This is a genomic window from Variovorax sp. P1_G12, assembly GCF_056405555.1.
On record NZ_JBFUBW010000014.1, the window covers coordinates 123,057 to 139,283 of the forward strand.

A 16,227-nucleotide genomic window follows, 5' to 3' on the forward strand; every position below is an offset into this window, starting at 1 on the left:
ATTTTGCTCGCATCCGGATCGCGCACAATGGGCACTCGGGGCTTGGTTGGAATAATTTTCCAGGCTATATGAATATAGCGCAAAGTTATATTTGCGAATCGCCCATCATCCGCTCATAACTTACTACTTGGCATAGACATTGCCTTTGCAAGGTGTCGCTTTTCTTTTCTGCTGAGAACCGAATGACCTGCTCACTGATCACTGATCTCCCGCCGAACCGGGCCGAGCTCGCCAAGGCGGCTCACATCGGCATCGACTGATCGCCCGGATACGATATTTATCCAATGACCATCCCTTCTCTTTCCCATTCCCAGGCCGCACCCGGCGGACTGGCCGCGCTCGAGCAGCGCCTGGCCCAGGATCTCGAATGCCTGGGCTGGCCGGCACGCGACTGGATGCCGCAGCAAGCGGCCGAAGATGGCCTGTCCGTGCTCGACGTCGCCATCATCGGCGCGGGCCAGGCCGGCCTGGCCGCGGCGGCTGCGCTGGCCCAGCAGGGCATCCACGCGGTGGTCTTCGACCGCGCGCCGCGCGACTTCGAAGGCCCCTGGGCGAGTACCGCGCGCATGGAGACGCTGCGCTCGCCCAAGGAACTCACCGGTCCGGCGCTCGGCCTGCCGGCACTGACCTTCCGTGCCTGGTTCGAGGCGCAGTTCGGTGCCGACGCCTGGACCCGGCTCGACAAGATTCCGCGCCTGCAGTGGATGGACTACCTGCGCTGGTACCGCCGCGTGATGTCGGTCGACGTGCGCAACGACACCGCCATCACCGCCATCGCACCGCGTGCCGACGGCAAGGTGCTGCTTGACCTGCAGACGCCGGGCGGCGCATCGCGCACGCTGGCGCGCCGCGTGGTGCTGGCCACCGGCCGCGACGGGCTCGGCGGCCCTGCCATTCCGGCCTTTGTGCGGGCGCTCGACCGCACGCGCTGGGCACATTCCTCCGACGTGATGGACTACGGTCGCCTCGAAGGACTGCGCGTGGGCGTGATCGGCGCCGGCTCCTCGGCCATGGACAGCGCGGCGACGGCACTGGAAGCGGGCGCAAAGAGCGTCGACCTGCTGATCCGCCGCGACGACCTGCCGCGCATCAACAAGTCCAAGGGCGCCGGCGTGCCGGGCCTGACGCACGGGCACTTCGACCTGCCCGACGAACTGAAATGGCGCCTGCGCCACTACATCAACGTATCGAACGTGCCGCCGCCGCACGGCAGCACGCTGCGCGTGTCGCGTCATCCGAACGCGCGCTTCAACTTCGGCTGCCCGATCCTGTCGGTCGAGCCGGACGGCCAGGCCCTGCGCGCGAGCACGCCCAGGGGCGAGTTCGTCTTCGACTTCCTGATCGTGTCGACCGGCTTTCGCATCGACTGGAGCGTGCGCCCCGAGTACGCGGCCATCGCGCCGCACGTGCGTGCCTGGAAGGACCGCTTCACCCACGCGCCCGGCCAGGACGACCCGGAACTGGCCGACTCGCCCGACCTCGGGCCGATCTTCGAACTGCAGGAGAAGACCACGGGCGCCTGCCCCGGCCTGGACCGCATCCATTGCTTCTGCTACCCGGCGGTACTCTCGCACGGCGCCGTGTCCGGCGATATCCCGGCCATCAGCGACGGCGCACGACGGCTGGCGAACGGCATCGCGAGCCTGTTCTACCGTGAGGACTTCGAGCACCACTTCGCGCGGCTCGAGGCCTACGACGATCCGGAACTCCTCGGCGACGAGTGGGTGGCCGCCTGAGCGCGCGCTTTTCTCATTTTCGACGTTTCAACCCTCCAGGACCCCACATGACAATTTCTTCCCCCGTCGACGTGATCGACCACGCCGTGCCGCTCGCGGCATCGCAGACGACGCACGCCGTGCGCCACCAACGCACCAAGGTGGTGGCCGCCACGCAGGCGAGCTACGAAGGCATGTTCACGCCCGAGGTCGAAGGCATCTCGGTCGTCGAGCGGCTGCTCACCGCCTTTCACGCCTGCCGCCTGTCGAAGTCGACCAGCCTGAGCGCGCACTACCGCGAACGCCTGCTCGCCGAGAAGGCCGACCCCGCGCTGATCGACGCCGTCGGTGCCGGCCGCACCGCCGCGCTCGGCGATTCGCGCATCGAAACCATCCTCGGCTTCACCACCAAGCTGATCGAGCGCCCGATCGAGGGCGACCGCGATGCGGTGCAGGCGCTGGTCCGCGCCGGCCTGAGCACGCCGGCCATCGTCGCGCTGGCGCAGCTCGTCGCCTTTCTCTCCTATCAGGTGCGCGTCGTGGCAGGCCTGCAGGCGATGGCCGCCGCGGAGGGCGCGAAATGAGCGGCGTCATCCAGATCAACGGCTTCACCAACGAGGTGCTCGATTGGGCCTCCTGGCTCGACACCGTGCAGCTCGAAAGCGCCACGCCCGAGCAGATCGCCGCGCTCGACGAGATGAGCCCGACGGCCAAGCAGTCGGCCTACTTCCTGCTGCTGGCGCACCAGCCGGAAATCCTGCTGCAGCGCTCCATCGCCTTCAACGCGATCATGTTCGCGCCCGGCGGCATGCCGCGCGCAGAGCGCGAACTCGGCGCCACGGTGGAATCGCGCATCAACGGCTGCGTGTACTGCACCTCGGTCCATGCGCAGCGCTTCGAGCAACTGGCCAAGCGCCGTGACGTGATCGAGCAGGTCTTCGAGGACCCGGCCACCGCCGGCACCAGCGCGCGCGAGAAGGCCATCGTCCAGTTCTCGGCCGAACTCACGCTGCGGCCCGACGCGCTGTCCGCCGAGCATGTGCAGGCGCTCAAGGCCGTGGGCCTGAGCGACCTGGAAGTGCTCGACCTGGTCCATTCGGTGGCGCTCTTCGCCTGGGCCAACCGCCTGATGCTGAACCTCGGCGAGCCGATCTTTCCTGCGCCGGCCGAAGCGGCACCCGCATGACGCGCCGCAGCCCCAGCGCTTTCCCCTGTCTCGTCTCCCGTTCTTCCTCTTTCCAGGAGCTTCCATGAAATCCATCCTCCGCACGGCGGCGCCCGCCCTGCTGGCCGCCGGCCTCGCGCTGGCGGCGTCGGCCGCTTTCGCGCAGAACAAGATCGTGATCGGCTACCAGCTGCCGCTGTCGGGTGACAACTCGCAGTACGGCACGCTGTTCAAGAACTCGGCCAATCTCGCGCTGGGAGACTTCAACAAGGCCGGCAAGCTCAAGGGCAGCACGGTCGAGATCCGCTTCGAGGACAGCAAGAGCGACGCCAAGGAAGGCGTGAACATCGCGAAGAAATTCGCCGACGACCCGGCCATCGTGGGCGTGCTGGGCGACTTCAACTCCACCGTGTCGATGGCCGCCGGCCAGGTCTATGCGCAGCAGAAGCTGCCGCAGCTGTCGCAGACCGCGTCGCATCCCGACTTCCTGAAGATCAGCGACTGGCAGTTTCGCAACATCACGACGATGGACATCGAGTCGCCCTTCATCGCCAAGTGGCTGGCCGAGAACGGCCTGAAGAAGTACGCGGTCGTCGCGATCCAGAACGACTGGGGCCTGAGCGCCGTGAAGGCCTTCACCGAAGCCGCGAAGGCCGCGGGCACGCAGATCACGAGCACCGAGTTCTTCAACCCGGGCAACCGCGACTTCCGCTCGATCATCACCAAGCAGAGCCGCGACAAGCCCGATGCAATCGTGATGTTCATGTTCTACGAGGAAGGTGCCTCGTTCCTGCAGCAGCGCACGCAGCTCGGCGTCAAGACGCCGACCTACGGCGCCTCGTCGATGTACGCGCCCAAGCTCATCGAGCTGGCCGGCCCGAGCGCGGACGGCGTGAAGTTCCCGACCACCTTCGTGGCGAGCAACCCGGCGCCGAAGGTCAAGGCCTTCGTCGACGACTACAAGAAGCACTACAGCGCCGAGCCCAGCATGTTCGCGGCGCAGGCCTTCGACGCCACCAACATCATGCTCGATGCCATCGTTGCGGCAGGCCCGAACCCGACGCGCCAGAAGGTGCGCGACGCGCTCGCCGCCACCAAGGGCTTCCCGGGCGTCACCGGCGACACCACCTTCGACCCGAAGACGCGCGAACCGTCCAAGGGCCTGACCCGCATGGAAGTCCGCTCGGGCGCCTTCACCGTCGTCGCCCAGTAGAGCCATCGGCCGCAGGAGGAGGGCGGGGCGGTTCCCGCGCCTCGCACGTCAAGGAAGAATATGTTCGATGCAATCTTGGTGCAGCAGCTCGCGAACGGGCTGAGCCTCGGGCTCGTCTACGCACTGATGGCGATCGGCTTCACGCTGATCTTCGGTGTGCTCAACGTCGTCAACTTCGCCCACGGCGAGATCTACATGCTCGGCGCCTACGCCGGCCTGCTGTTCATCACGAGCACGGCGCCGCCGCTGTTCGCGGTGCTGCTGTTCGTGCTGGCCGTGGGCGCGGCGCTGGGCTTCAGCCTGGAGCGCATCGCCTTCCGGCCGTTCCGCCGCTTCCGGGACGAAGCCTCGCTGAAGTCGAAGGCGATCCGCGAGGCGACGCTGCTGTCGTCGCTGGCGCTGTCGATCGTCATCCGCGAGCTGGTCGAGAAGTTCTTCGGGGCGAGCATGCAGACGATTCCGCAGGCGTATCTGCTGATGACGCCGATCGAGATCGGCCCGATCTCCTTCTCCAGCGGCCAGTTCGTGATCTTCGGCCTGTCGATCGTCATGCTGGCGGGCCTGTACTTCCTGCTGTTCCGCACGCGCATCGGGCTGTCGATCCGCGCCGTGGCCAACAATCCGATGGGCGCGATGTACGTCGGCCTGAACACCGAGCGCACCATCGTCGCGACCTTCGTCATCGGCTCGATGATGGGCGCCGTGGCCGGCCTCGTGGTCGGCCTGTACCAGGGCTCGATCTTTCCGTCGATGGGCTTCACGCCGGGCGTGAAGGCCTTCGTCGCGATGGTGATGGGCGGGCTCAGCTCGATCGGCGGCGCGGTCGTCTGCGCGCTGATCCTCGGCATGGCCGAGGCGCTGACCACCACCTTCTTCGCGCAGGGCTGGGGCGACATGGTCGCCTACCTGTTCTTGCTGATCACGCTGGTGTTCTTCCCGACCGGCCTGTTCGGCGGCGGGCGCGAGCGCGCCTGAGCACCGGCACACTCATTCTCTCCATGAAATCTTCCCGAACCCTCACGCTCGCGCTGCTGGCGGTGCTGATGCTGGCGGTGCCGGCGCTCGGCCTGCTGGTCGGCGGCGGCTACATCTTCCGCATCGCGACCACCATCTGCGTGTTCTCGATCCTGACGCTCAGCGCCAACCTCATCACGGGCACCACCGGGCTGCTGTCGCTCGGCCATGCGGCCTTCTATGGCATCGGCGCGTACACCGCGGCGCTGCTGGGGACGGTGCTGCACTGGCCGGTCTGGCTGACGCTGCCGGTGGCCGGCATCGTCACGGCCTGCGCGGGCATCCTGCTGGCGCTGCCGACGATGCGGCTGGTCGGCATCTACTTCGCGGTCGCCACGCTGGGCGTCGGCGAGATCATCCACGTCACGCTGCTCAACTGGGTCGGCTTCACCCGCGGGCCGATGGGCATCAGCGGCATCCCGCCGCTGCACCTGCCGGGCCTGCCGGCCAACAGCGACATGGCGGCCTATCTGGTCACGGCGCTGTGCCTGGCGGCCACCGTGGCCGTCGTGCACCGGCTCTCGCATTCGTACTTCGGCAATGCGCTGCGCGCCGTGCGCGAAGACGACCAGTGCGCCGAGGCCATGGGCCTGAACGTCGTGCGGCTGAAGGTCCAGGTGTTCGGCTTCTCCTGCTTCTTCGCCGGCGTGGCCGGTGCGCTGTGGGCGCACAGCACCGGCTACGTGTCGCCGGCCGACTTCCGCTTTTCCGAGTCGATCCTGATCATCTCGATGATCGTGGTCGGCGGCCTCGGCAGCGTGCCCGGCGCCATCATCGGTGCGGTGCTGCTGATCGGCCTGCCCGAGCTGATGCGCCCGATCGGCGACTTCCGCATGATCGTCGTCGGCCTGGTGATGTTCCTGTCGATCATGTTCCGGCCCAAGGGCCTCTTCGGCGAGGTCTCGGCCATCGAACTGGTGCGCAAGCGCTTCGGCGCGGCCTGGCGCGCCAACGGGCAGCTGGGCTGGCGCTGAGCGGGAGCCAAGGCAAACGACATGACCCATCTTCTCGACATCGACAACGTCTCGCGGCACTACGGCGGCCTGACCGCCGTGGGCGAGTTCAGCGGCCACATCGCCAGGGGCGAACGCGTCGGCCTGATCGGCCCCAACGGCGCGGGCAAGACCACGCTGTTCGACCTGATCACCAGCTACACGCGCCTGTCTTCCGGCGACGTGCGCTTCGAAGGGCGCTCGATCTCTGCGCGCAAGCCGCACGAGGTGGCGCGCCTGGGCATCGCGCGCACCTTCCAGAACCTGCGCATCCTGCCGAACGTGACGGTGTTCGACAACGTGTCGATCGGCGCGCTCGGCCACGTGGGCCACAGCCCGTGGAACAGCCTGTTTGCGCGGCGCGCCATTTCCGAGCGCATCAGCCGCCTCACCATGCAGGCGCTCGAGCGCACCGGCCTCGAGTCGCTGGCCGGCGAACTGGCCGCCAATCTGTCCTACGGCAAGCGCAAGTACCTCGAGATCGCGCGGGCGCTCGCGCTGCAGCCGACGCTGCTGATCCTCGACGAACCCGCGGCCGGCCTGAACGACACCGAGACCGCCGAGCTCGCCAGCTTCGTGCGGGCCCTGTCGGCCGAAGGCATGACGATTCTGCTGGTCGAGCACGACATGGGCTTCGTCATGAACCTGTGCGAGCGCGTGATGGTGATGGCATCGGGCCAGAAGATCGCCGACGGCCCGCCCGGCGTGATCTCGCAAGACCCGAAGGTGCTCGACGCCTACCTTGGCAGCGACGTCGAGGAAGACGCGCCGGCCGCCGTGACGGCCGCCGTGCCATTGGGAGAACCCGCATGAACGAAGCGCTGCTGCGCGTCAGCAATCTCGGGGTCCGCATCGGACAGCAGACCATCCTGCACGACGTGTCGATCGAAGTGCCGACAAGCGGCATCGTCAGCGTGCTCGGCAGCAACGGCGTCGGCAAGACCACGCTGATGCGCGCGCTCTCGGGCGTCTACAAGGTCACGTCGGGCCAGGTGATGTTCGAAGGCCGGGACATCACGAACCGGCCGCCGCACGAGGTGGTGGCCGGCGGCCTGGCCCAGGCGCCCGAAGGCCGGCAGATCTTCTCGGCCATGACCGTGCTCGAGAACCTGAAGCTCGGTGCCGGCAAGCGCCCCGCGTCGGAGTTCGCGCACGACCTCGAGCGCATGCTCACGCGCTTTCCGCGCCTGAAGGAGCGCATCGCGCAGAAAGCCGGCTCGATGTCCGGCGGCGAGCAGCAGATGCTGTGCATCGCCCGCGCGCTCATGAGCCGGCCGCGGTTGCTGCTGATGGACGAGCCATCGATGGGCCTGGCGCCGATCGTCGTGCGGCAGGTGTTCGAGCTGGTGCGCGACATCCGCGCCGAAGGCACGGCGGTGCTGCTGGTCGAACAGAACGCGCGCGCCGCACTTCGTGTCGCCGACCACGCCTATGTGATGGACAGCGGCCGCATCGTGCTGAGTGGCGATGCGGCTACCATGGCGACGGACGCGCGCGTCAGCGCGGCCTATCTGGGTGGCCACGCGGGTTGACCTTCCTGCCCCGGGCCATCGGATTCGAGAAGCTCTGAAAGACCCGCCATGCCAGATCCACTCTTCCCGCATGCAGCCGTCGCCATCGACGCCCAAGGCGTGGCCACCGTCACGATCCGCGAAGCGAAGTCGCTGAACATCCTGAGCACGCCGGTCATCACCGACCTGACCCAGGCGCTGCGCCAACTCGCGGCCGATCCGAAGGTGCGGGCGGTCGTCTTTCGCGGCACCGGCGACAAGGCCTTCGTCGCCGGCGCCGACATCAAGGAGATGGGCGGGCTGGACGTCGTGTCGGCCAAGGGGTTCATCGACCGGCTGAGGCAGCTTTGCGAAGCGGTGCGGCAGTTTCCGGCACCGGTCATCGCCCGGATTCCGGGCTGGGCCCTCGGCGGCGGCCTGGAGCTCGCGCTCGCCTGCGACCTCCGGATCGCCTCCAGCCAGGCCCATTTCGGCATGCCGGAGGTGAAGGTCGGCATTCCCTCGATCATCCATGCCGCGCTGCTGCCCAGGCTGATCGGAAACGCCCGCGCCAGCTGGCTCTTGCTGACCGGCGAGAACATCGACGCGGCACGCGCCCTGTCCTGGGGGCTGGTCGATGCCGTGGTCGCGCCCGAGGATCTCGACGAAGAGGTGGCCCGGACGGCGCGTCAGTTCGCCTCCTACGGGCCCGCGGTGATGCGCCAGCAGAAGCGCCTGCTGCGCGAGTGGCAGCAAGAGCCGCTGGAAACGTCGATCAGCCACGGTGTGGACGAGTTCGCCAGCGCGTTCGCGACCGGGGAGCCGCAGCGCTACATGCGGGCCTTCGTCGACAAGCGCTCATCGCCTTGAGCCACGCCATCGTTCCGTAGAATGCCTGCAAGGGATGGGTCTTCAGCCACGCAACGACGTCCGCAGGCCGGCCGGGTGATCGGCCGGCACGGCGAATGCGAAGGGTAGGCATGCGTGGCGATCTGCAAGATAGGGGCACAGTCATGCACCGGGTCGTATGGACATCCTTGAACATCGTCGGCGCCGGCACGGGCACGACGATGGGCAATGGCGCGGGCCCGCATGCCATCCGCTGCTGAACCCGCCACCCCCTCCGATGCCGGGAGGGACCAGGTCTCCATGCATGACCTGCTGCGTTTCGAGCGCCTGCTGTCGGATCTCTCGAGGAGCTTCGTCGGGCTGCCGCCGCAAGGCATCGATGCGGCGATCCAGGACGCACTGGCGCGCATCGTGTCCGCGCTGGGGATCGACCGCTCCACCCTCAGCCGGGTGTCTTCGCTGAGCGGCCGGATCGAGGTCACCCATTCATTCGCGGTCGACGGCGTCGAACCGGTGCCCCATGCCCTGTCGGCACGCGAGACGACCCCCTGGGTCCTGGCGATGGCGCTGGCCAACAAGCCGATCGTGTTCACGCGCCTCGACGACCTGCCGCCGGAAGCGGCACTCGACCGGGAGACCTATCGCAGCATCGGCCTCAAGTCGCACGTCACCATGCCGATCGTGGTCGGCGGGCAATTGCACGGCGGGCTGAGCTTCGGCTGCGTGCGCGAGGAGCGGGTCTGGCCGGAGGCCCTGCTGACCCGGATGCGGCTGCTGGCGGAGGTGTTCGGCAGCGCATTGGCGCGCAAGCGGGCGCAGGAGGAACTCGACAACGCGATCGGCTTCGAGCGGCTCGCGAGCGGCATCCTGACTTCCCTGGTGCTGGCGGAGCCCGGCGAGGAGAACCTTGCGATCGGCATCGGCCTGCGGCAGATCGGCCAGTTCATGGGCGCCGAGCAGGTCGCGCTCTGGCAGCGCGTCGCCGGCGAGGCCCGATTCGGCGGCACGCAGCAATGGCATGCGGAAGGCTTCGCGCCTCCGCTGGGCCTGGGGGACACGCCCGTGCTTGCCTGGGTGGGCGACAGGGTCGCCGCGGGCTGCATCGTGCGGCTGGGCCGGATCGCCGATCTGCCGCGGGAGGCGGAGGCCGACAGGGCGGCACTGGCGGCCACCGGCGTCTGCTCCCTGCTGGTGGTTCCGATTTCGGTCTCCGGCAGGGTCTCCGGCGCCCTCTCGATCGCGAGCATGCAGCGCCCGAACGAATGGCCCGACGCGCTGACGCCGGGCGTCAGCCTGCTCGCCGAAGTCTTCGGCAGCCTGCAGGCGCGCGAGGCCGCCGAGCGCCGCAAGCTCGCCGCGGAGGTCGAGGCGGCGCATTGGCGCGAGCGCCTCGCCCACCTGGTGCGCGTTCACACAGCGGGCGAAATGTCCGTGGCGCTGGCTCACGAGATCACGCAGCCGCTCGGTGCGATCGAGAACTACGCGCTGGCCGCACGCCGCCGTGCGTCCGAGCCGGCGCCCGACCTGGCTCGGGTGATGGACCTGCTGGACAAGGTCGTCGGCCAGGCGACGCGCGCCGGCGACGTGGTGACGCGCATGCGCAGCATGGCGCAGCGGCACGAGCTGGACCCCAAGCCGATCGACATCGAGCAGGCGATCGCCGAATGCATCGGCATGGTGAAGATGGACTGCGAGCTGCGCGACATTCGCATCCGGTCGGCGGCGGCGAACGGATTGCCGGTGGTGGTGGTCGACGAGATCCATCTGCAGCAGGTGGTGCTGAACCTGCTTCGCAATGCGATGGAGGCGATCGCGCTTCCAGGTTCCGGCAGCGCGAGGGAAATCGGCATCGTCATCGCGCCGAACGAGCGCGGCGAGGTCCAGGTGGAGGTCGGGGACAGCGGCGCCGGCATCGCCGAAGGCGACCTGGAGCGGGTCTTCGAGTCCTTCTATTCGACCAAGTCCAGCGGCCTGGGCGTCGGCCTGGCGATCTGCCGCAAGCTGATCGAGGCGCACGGCGGCACGCTGTGGGCCTCGCACAATCCCGGCGGCGGAGCCTTGTTCCGCTTCACCCTTCCCATCACCCCACCCGCAGACTGACGCCATGACCGAACCCACCGTATTCATCATCGACGACGACGAAGGCTATCGCGATTCGGTCCAGGAGCTCGTGAGTTCGGTCGGCCTGCCGACCGAGACCTTCGGCTCGGCGCTGGATTTCCTCGAGGTGTTCGATCCCGAACGCCCGGGCTGCCTGGTGCTGGACGTGCGCATGGCGCGCATGAACGGGCTGGCGCTGCAGGAGCGCCTGATCGCGATGGGGGCGCGCATCCCCATCGTCTTCATCAGCGGCCACGGCGACATCGCGATGGCGGTCAAGGCGGTCAAGGACGGTGCGGTGGATTTCGTCCAGAAGCCGTATCGCGAGCAGCAGTTGCTCGATGCGATCGACGAGGCGCTGAGGCGGAATGCGGCACACCGCGCGCCCGCCGGGGATGCGCAGCAGGGGGTCGCGAAGCGGGTCGAGGCCTTGAGCACGCGCGAGCGCGAGGTGATGACCCTGGCCCTGCAGGGCTTGCCGAGCAAGCTGATCGCCAAGGAACTGGCCATCAGCCACCGGACGGTCGAGCAGCACCGCAGCCGCCTCCTCGAGAAGCTGGGCGTCGGCTCGATCAACGAGCTGTTGCGGCTCGGTGTCGACGGTGAAGGCCGCCGCTATTCGAGCGCCGAGGCCGGGCCGAAGAACTCGTAGCGCGTCTGCCGGTCCGGCACGCCCAGCGTGCGCAGGGCGGTCTTCACCTGCTGCATGAACGGCTTCGGTCCGAGGAAGTAGGCATCGACGTCGCGCGTCGTCGCGGGCAGCCACTGGGCGAGCTTGTTCACATCGAGGCGCCCCACGGCATCCGGTGCATCGGCTTCGACCTGGGTGTCGTGAACTTCGTCGTAGCAATAGAAGCGCTCGAGCTGCGGATGCTTGTGCGCGAGCGCATCGATGACCTGGCGGAAGGCGTGCACGCCGCGGGTGCGCGCGCAGTGGATGAAGTGCACCGCGCGCGTCGTCTTCAGCGCGGCCTCGAGCATCGCCAGTGTCGGCGTGATGCCCACGCCGCCGCTGATCAGCACCAGCGGCCGATCGCTCGGTTCCAGCGTGAAGGCCCCCGCCGGCGGGAACAGCTCGACCGTGCTGCCTTCGCCGACCTGGTCGTGCAGGTGGCCGGAAGCCAGGCCGCCGGTCTCGCGCTTGACGCTGATGCGGTAGGTCTTGCCGTTGGGCGCTGCGGACAGCGAGTAGTTGCGCCGGATCTCGTTGCCGTCGACCACGAGCCGCAGCCCGATGTACTGGCCGGGCTTGAAATCGAGAATCGGCTGGCCGTCGGCCGGTGCCAGGTAGAACGAAAGGATCTCCTCGCTCTCGACTTCCTTCTTCACCACCACGAAGGGCCGTGCGCCGCGCCAGCCGCCGGGCGCTTCGGCACGCTCATCGTAGGCCTGCTTCTCGGCACCGATCAGGATGTCGGCGAGCTGGCCGTAGGCCGCGCCCCAGGCGGCGATCACCTCGTCGGTGGCGATCTCGGCGCCAAGCACTTCGCGGATCGCGCGAAGCAGGCAGGCGCCGACGATCGGGTAGTGCTCGGGCAGCACCTGCAGCGCGACGTGCTTGTTGACGATCTGGCCCGCGAGCTCGCCGAGCGCCTCGAGGCGATCGATGTTCTTCGCGTACATCAGCACGCCGTTGGCCAGGGCGCGCGGCTGTTCGCCGCTGGCCTGGTGGGCCTGGTTGAAGAGCGGCCGCACTTCGGGATGCTCATCGAGCATGATCCGGTAGAAGTGGGTCGTCAGCGCCTCGCCTCCCGTTTCGAGCAGCGGGACGGTGGCGGTGACGATGGACTTTTGTTGCGCGGTCAGCACGGGAGGGGCTCCTTGGGGTTCACATGGGATGCCGTGTTCCTTGCAAGCCCCGTTCCAGGCCCGATGGCCTTGCAAATCAAGGACTTGGCGCTGTTGCTGTCTTTTTGACCTGGATAGAATCGAGTCATTATGACCTCTCGCCATGTCCAAATGACTGCTGACAAGCTGCTCGAGGCGGTCGCCCCCCTGGTGGCGGACATGGGCGCCGGTCTGCCCGGCGAGGAGCTGTACCGCCGGCTGCTGCAGTCCCTGCGCGTGCTGCTGCCCTGCGATGCGGCCGCGTTGCTGCGGCTGGAGGACGGCAGCCTGCTTCCGCTCGCGGTCGACGGACTGAGCCGCGACACGCTGGGCCGTCGCTTCCGGATCGCCGAGCACCCGCGCTTCGCGGCGCTGCTGGGCGCCGGCGGGCCCTTGCGCTTTCCCTCCGACAGCCCGCTGCCGGACCCGTACGACGGCCTGGTGGAGGGCGTGCACGGCGACCTGGACGTGCACGACTGCGTCGGCTGCCCGATCCACCTCCACCAGCGGATCTGGGGCCTGCTCACGCTCGATGCGCTGCAGCCGGACCGCTTCTCGCGCGGGGACCTCGCGGCGCTGCAGCTGTTCGCGAGCCTGGCGGCGGCCATCGTCACGGTGGCCGGGCGCATCGAGCAGCTCGAGGACCGCGTGGCGCTGGAAAGCCTGCGCGCGGAAGGCTTCAGGCTCGCCGCCGCGCCGCGGGCGCGCGAACTGACCGGCCGCAGCGCGGCCATGCGCCGGCTGCTGGCCGACATCGCGCTGGTCGCCGGCAGCGAGCTCTCGGTGCTGATCCAGGGCGAGACCGGCGTCGGCAAGGAGCTGGTGGCCGAGGCGATCCATGCCGGCTCTGCGCGCGCGGCGCGCCCCATGGTCAGCCTCAACTGCGCGGCCCTGCCCGAGACACTGGTCGAGAGCGAGCTGTTCGGCCATGTGAAAGGCGCCTTCACCGGGGCTTCCGGCGACCGGCCGGGCAAGTTCGAACTGGCCGATGGCGGCACGCTGTTCCTGGACGAGGTCGGCGAGCTCTCGATGCCGGTGCAGGCCAAGCTGCTGCGCGTGCTGCAGAGCGGCCAGCTGCAGCGGCTGGGCTCCGACCGCGAGCACCGCGTCGACGTGCGCCTGATCGCGGCCAGCAACCGCGACCTGGCCGAGGAGGTGAAGGCCGGGCGGCTGCGGGCCGACTTCTTTCACCGCCTGAGCGCCTATCCGCTGCGGGTGCCGCCCTTGCGCGAGCGCGGGCGCGACGTGCTGCTGCTCAGCGGCTTCTTCCTCGAGGAGAACCGGTCCCGGCTCGGCTTCGGCGCCGCGAGGCTGGACGCCAGCGCGCAGGCGGCGCTGCTGGCCTATGGCTGGCCGGGCAATGTGCGCGAACTCGAGCACCTGCTCGGGCGCAGCGTGCTGAAGGCGCGGGCACGCCATCCGCAGCGGCCGCGGGTCCTGAGCCTGACGGCGGAGGACCTCGATCTGGCGGCGGCGCCGCAAGCACCTGCGCCCACGGCAGCGCCCGAGGCCCAGGACGTCGCGCCGGCCGCCGGGCGCCGTCGGCTGCGCGAAGGCGAGCACCTGAGCGACGCGGTCGACCGGCTCAAGAGCGAACTGGTGCAATCGGCGCTGGCCGACAGCGGCGCCAACTGGAGCGCGGCCGCGAAGTCGCTCGGGATCGACCGCGGCAACCTGGTGCGGCTCGCGAAGCGGCTCGGCGTCGCCGCCCCTCAGGCGCCCGGCACGGCGGACTGAACTGCCTCGCGCAGCAGCTTGGCCAGCCGGGCTACCGGCTCTCTGGCTGCCGGCGGTGCCGCTTCAGGCCAGCACGCGCAGGCGCGCGGGGCCCGCTTCGGTATGGCCGATCGCCGCCGCGGCGCCGAAGCCCTCGTCGCGGAAGATCTTCAGCACCGCGTCGACCGCCTCGGGCGCACAGCTCACGAGCAGGCCGCCGGAGGTCTGCGGGTCGCTCACCAGCGCCTGCGCGGTGGCCGGCAAGCCGGCCGCGAGTTCGACCTCGGCGCCGTAGCCGCTCCAGTTGCGGCCCGAGGCGCCGGTGACGAAGCCGTTGGCGGCCAGCGCTTCCACGCCGTCGAGCAGCGGCACCTTCGACCACTCGACCACGGCCGTCAAGCCGGCGCCGCGCGCGAGCTCCAGCGTGTGGCCGGCCAGCCCGAATCCGGTGACGTCGGTCAGCGCGTGCACGCCGGGCAGCGCCGCCAGCGCGATGCCGGGCGTATTGAGCCGGGTCGTCGTGTCGATCAGCTGCCGGTAGCCGGCGTCCGGGAGCTGTTCCTTCTTGAGCGCCGCCGACAGCACGCCGACGCCCAGCGGCTTGCCGAGCACCAGCACGTCGCCGGCGCGCGCGTCGGCATTGCGCTTGACGTGGGCCGGGTTGACCAGGCCCATGGCCACCAGGCCGTAGATCGGCTCGACCGAGTCGATGGTGTGGCCGCCGGCGATCGGAATGCCGGCCGCGCGGCACACGTCCTGGCCGCCGCGCACGATCTCGCCGATGGCTTCGAGCGGCAGCTGGTTGATCGGCATCGCGACCAGCGCCAGCGCCATGATGGGCCTGCCGCCCATGGCGTAGACGTCGCTGATCGCATTGGTGGCGGCGATGCGGCCGAATTCGTAGGGATCGTCGACGATCGGCATGAAGAAATCGGTGGTCGCGATCAGGGCCTGGGTGTCGTTGAGCCGGTAGACCGCGGCGTCGTCGGCGGTCTCGATGCCCACCATCAGCTCCGGCGGCATCAGGCCGCCGGCGCCGCTCTTGAGGATCTCCGAAAGCACGCCGGGCGCGATCTTGCAGCCGCAGCCGCCGCCGTGCGAGAAGCTCGTGAGGCGCAGCGGGGCCAGCGGGTTGACGGGGGAGGGGGGGCGGATGTCGGTCATGGTGTCGGACGGATCGGTGGGAGGCCCATTATCGAAGCGGTCCGCGTCCGCGTCTTTCTACAATTGAGGGCTGTAGCCTTTCTTTTCCGAGGCGCCTGCTTCGTATACCCCCATGAAAACACTTCCCCGCCTCGCCCTCGTGCTGGCCCTGTCCGCTTTCGCCGTGGGCGCCCTGGCCCAGGGCAAGGTGCTGCGCGTCTCCGCCATCCCCGACGAGGCGCCGACCGAATTGCAGCGCAAGTTCAAGCCGCTGGGCGATTACCTGCAGAAGGAGACCGGCCTGGAGGTGCAGTTCACCCCTGTCACCGACTATGCGGCGGTGGTCGAAGGGCTGGCGACGAACAAGCTCGACCTCGCCTGGCTCGGCGGCTTTACCTTCGTGCAGGCCCGCATCCGCACCAACGGCGGGGCGGTGCCGATCGTGCAGCGCGCCGAGGACAAGGTCTTCACCAGCAAGTTCATCGTTCCGACCGACAGCAGCGCCAAGACCCTGGCCGATCTCAAGGGCAAGACCTTCGCCTTCGGCGCGCCGTCGTCCACCTCCGGCAGCCTGATGCCGCGCTACTTCCTGTTGCAGGCCGGCATCGATCCCGAGAAGGATTTCAAGACCGTAGCCTATTCCGGCGCGCACGACGCGACCGTGGCCTTCGTGGCCGCGTCGCGGGCCGAAGCCGGCGTGCTCAACGCCTCGGTCTGGGACAAGCTGGTCGAGAACAAGAACCCGAATGCGGCCAAGGTGCGCGTGCTGGCGACCACGCCGACTTACTACGACTACAACTGGACGGTGCGCCCGGGCCTCGATCCGGCCGTGACGAAGAAGCTGACCGAGGCCTTCCTGAAGCTCGACCCGGCGAACCCGGCCCACAAGGAGATCATGGATCTGCAGCGGGCCAGCAAGTTCATCCCGACCCAGTCGTCCAACTACGACGGCATCGAGGCGGCCGCCAAGTCGGCGGGCCTGGTCAAGTGATTCGGCTGCGGC

General features: G+C 68.8%; 15 protein-coding genes. 13 read left to right on the plus strand and 2 right to left on the minus strand.

Going from position 1 to position 16,227, the window contains the following annotated elements; genetic code table 11:
* Window positions 1-284 precede the first annotated feature (284 nt).
* The 11 genes from AC1D2O_RS17915 to AC1D2O_RS17965 all read left to right on the plus strand — a co-directional run bounded on the left by AC1D2O_RS17915 (window position 285) and on the right by AC1D2O_RS17965 (window position 11,190).
* Complete coding sequence (locus AC1D2O_RS17915) at window positions 285-1,736, plus strand: SidA/IucD/PvdA family monooxygenase (RefSeq protein ID WP_478090002.1); 1,452 nt, start codon at window positions 285-287, stop codon at window positions 1,734-1,736.
* A gap of 47 nt (window positions 1,737-1,783) precedes the next feature.
* On the plus strand, window positions 1,784-2,299 hold the full coding sequence (locus tag AC1D2O_RS17920) for a CMD domain-containing protein (protein ID WP_478090003.1): 516 nt from the start codon (window positions 1,784-1,786) through the stop codon (window positions 2,297-2,299).
* Complete coding sequence (locus AC1D2O_RS17925; RefSeq protein WP_478090004.1) at window positions 2,296-2,901, plus strand: peroxidase-related enzyme; 606 nt, start codon at window positions 2,296-2,298, stop codon at window positions 2,899-2,901. The genes AC1D2O_RS17920 and AC1D2O_RS17925 overlap by 4 nt, the downstream gene beginning before the upstream one ends.
* Before the next feature lie 64 nt (window positions 2,902-2,965).
* Entirely contained in the window at window positions 2,966-4,093 is a 1,128-nt protein-coding gene (locus tag AC1D2O_RS17930; protein WP_478090005.1) for an ABC transporter substrate-binding protein, read from the plus strand.
* A gap of 60 nt (window positions 4,094-4,153) precedes the next feature.
* Entirely contained in the window at window positions 4,154-5,068 is a 915-nt protein-coding gene (locus tag AC1D2O_RS17935; protein ID WP_442283445.1) for a branched-chain amino acid ABC transporter permease, read from the plus strand.
* A gap of 23 nt (window positions 5,069-5,091) precedes the next feature.
* A complete protein-coding gene (locus tag AC1D2O_RS17940) occupies window positions 5,092-6,081 on the plus strand; it encodes a branched-chain amino acid ABC transporter permease (RefSeq protein ID WP_478090006.1) in 990 nt (329 codons plus the stop codon).
* A gap of 21 nt (window positions 6,082-6,102) precedes the next feature.
* The gene (locus tag AC1D2O_RS17945; RefSeq protein ID WP_478090007.1) at window positions 6,103-6,912 is read left to right on the plus strand and encodes an ABC transporter ATP-binding protein; all 810 of its coding nucleotides are present in this window, start codon (window positions 6,103-6,105) and stop codon (window positions 6,910-6,912) included.
* A gap of 8 nt (window positions 6,913-6,920) precedes the next feature.
* Window positions 6,921-7,631: an ABC transporter ATP-binding protein gene (locus AC1D2O_RS17950; protein ID WP_478090013.1), complete on the plus strand. Its 711-nt coding sequence runs from the start codon at window positions 6,921-6,923 to the stop codon at window positions 7,629-7,631.
* 48 nt (window positions 7,632-7,679) lie between these two features.
* Window positions 7,680-8,459, plus strand: a complete 780-nt coding sequence (locus AC1D2O_RS17955; RefSeq protein WP_478090008.1) for an enoyl-CoA hydratase — start codon at window positions 7,680-7,682, stop codon at window positions 8,457-8,459.
* A gap of 279 nt (window positions 8,460-8,738) precedes the next feature.
* A complete protein-coding gene (locus tag AC1D2O_RS17960; RefSeq protein WP_478157649.1) occupies window positions 8,739-10,538 on the plus strand; it encodes a GAF domain-containing sensor histidine kinase in 1,800 nt (599 codons plus the stop codon).
* Between the two features lie 4 nt (window positions 10,539-10,542).
* The gene (locus AC1D2O_RS17965) at window positions 10,543-11,190 is read left to right on the plus strand and encodes a response regulator transcription factor (RefSeq protein ID WP_478090010.1); all 648 of its coding nucleotides are present in this window, start codon (window positions 10,543-10,545) and stop codon (window positions 11,188-11,190) included.
* Here AC1D2O_RS17965 and hmpA read toward each other — a convergent pair.
* Window positions 11,154-12,347, minus strand: a complete 1,194-nt coding sequence (gene hmpA, locus AC1D2O_RS17970) for an NO-inducible flavohemoprotein (RefSeq protein WP_478090011.1) — start codon at window positions 12,345-12,347, stop codon at window positions 11,154-11,156. The genes AC1D2O_RS17965 and hmpA overlap by 37 nt on opposite strands.
* A gap of 150 nt (window positions 12,348-12,497) precedes the next feature.
* On the opposite strand from hmpA, the gene norR reads away from it, so the two are divergent.
* The gene (gene norR / locus AC1D2O_RS17975) at window positions 12,498-14,102 is read left to right on the plus strand and encodes a nitric oxide reductase transcriptional regulator NorR (protein ID WP_478157650.1); all 1,605 of its coding nucleotides are present in this window, start codon (window positions 12,498-12,500) and stop codon (window positions 14,100-14,102) included.
* A gap of 63 nt (window positions 14,103-14,165) precedes the next feature.
* On the opposite strand, the gene selD is transcribed toward norR, so the two are convergent.
* Complete coding sequence (selD, locus tag AC1D2O_RS17980; protein WP_478093259.1) at window positions 14,166-15,245, minus strand: selenide, water dikinase SelD; 1,080 nt, start codon at window positions 15,243-15,245, stop codon at window positions 14,166-14,168.
* 112 nt (window positions 15,246-15,357) lie between these two features.
* Here selD and AC1D2O_RS17985 point away from each other — a divergent pair, with 112 nt between their 5' ends.
* Complete coding sequence (locus tag AC1D2O_RS17985) at window positions 15,358-16,215, plus strand: putative selenate ABC transporter substrate-binding protein (protein WP_478093257.1); 858 nt, start codon at window positions 15,358-15,360, stop codon at window positions 16,213-16,215.
* Window positions 16,216-16,227: the final 12 nt, after the last annotated feature.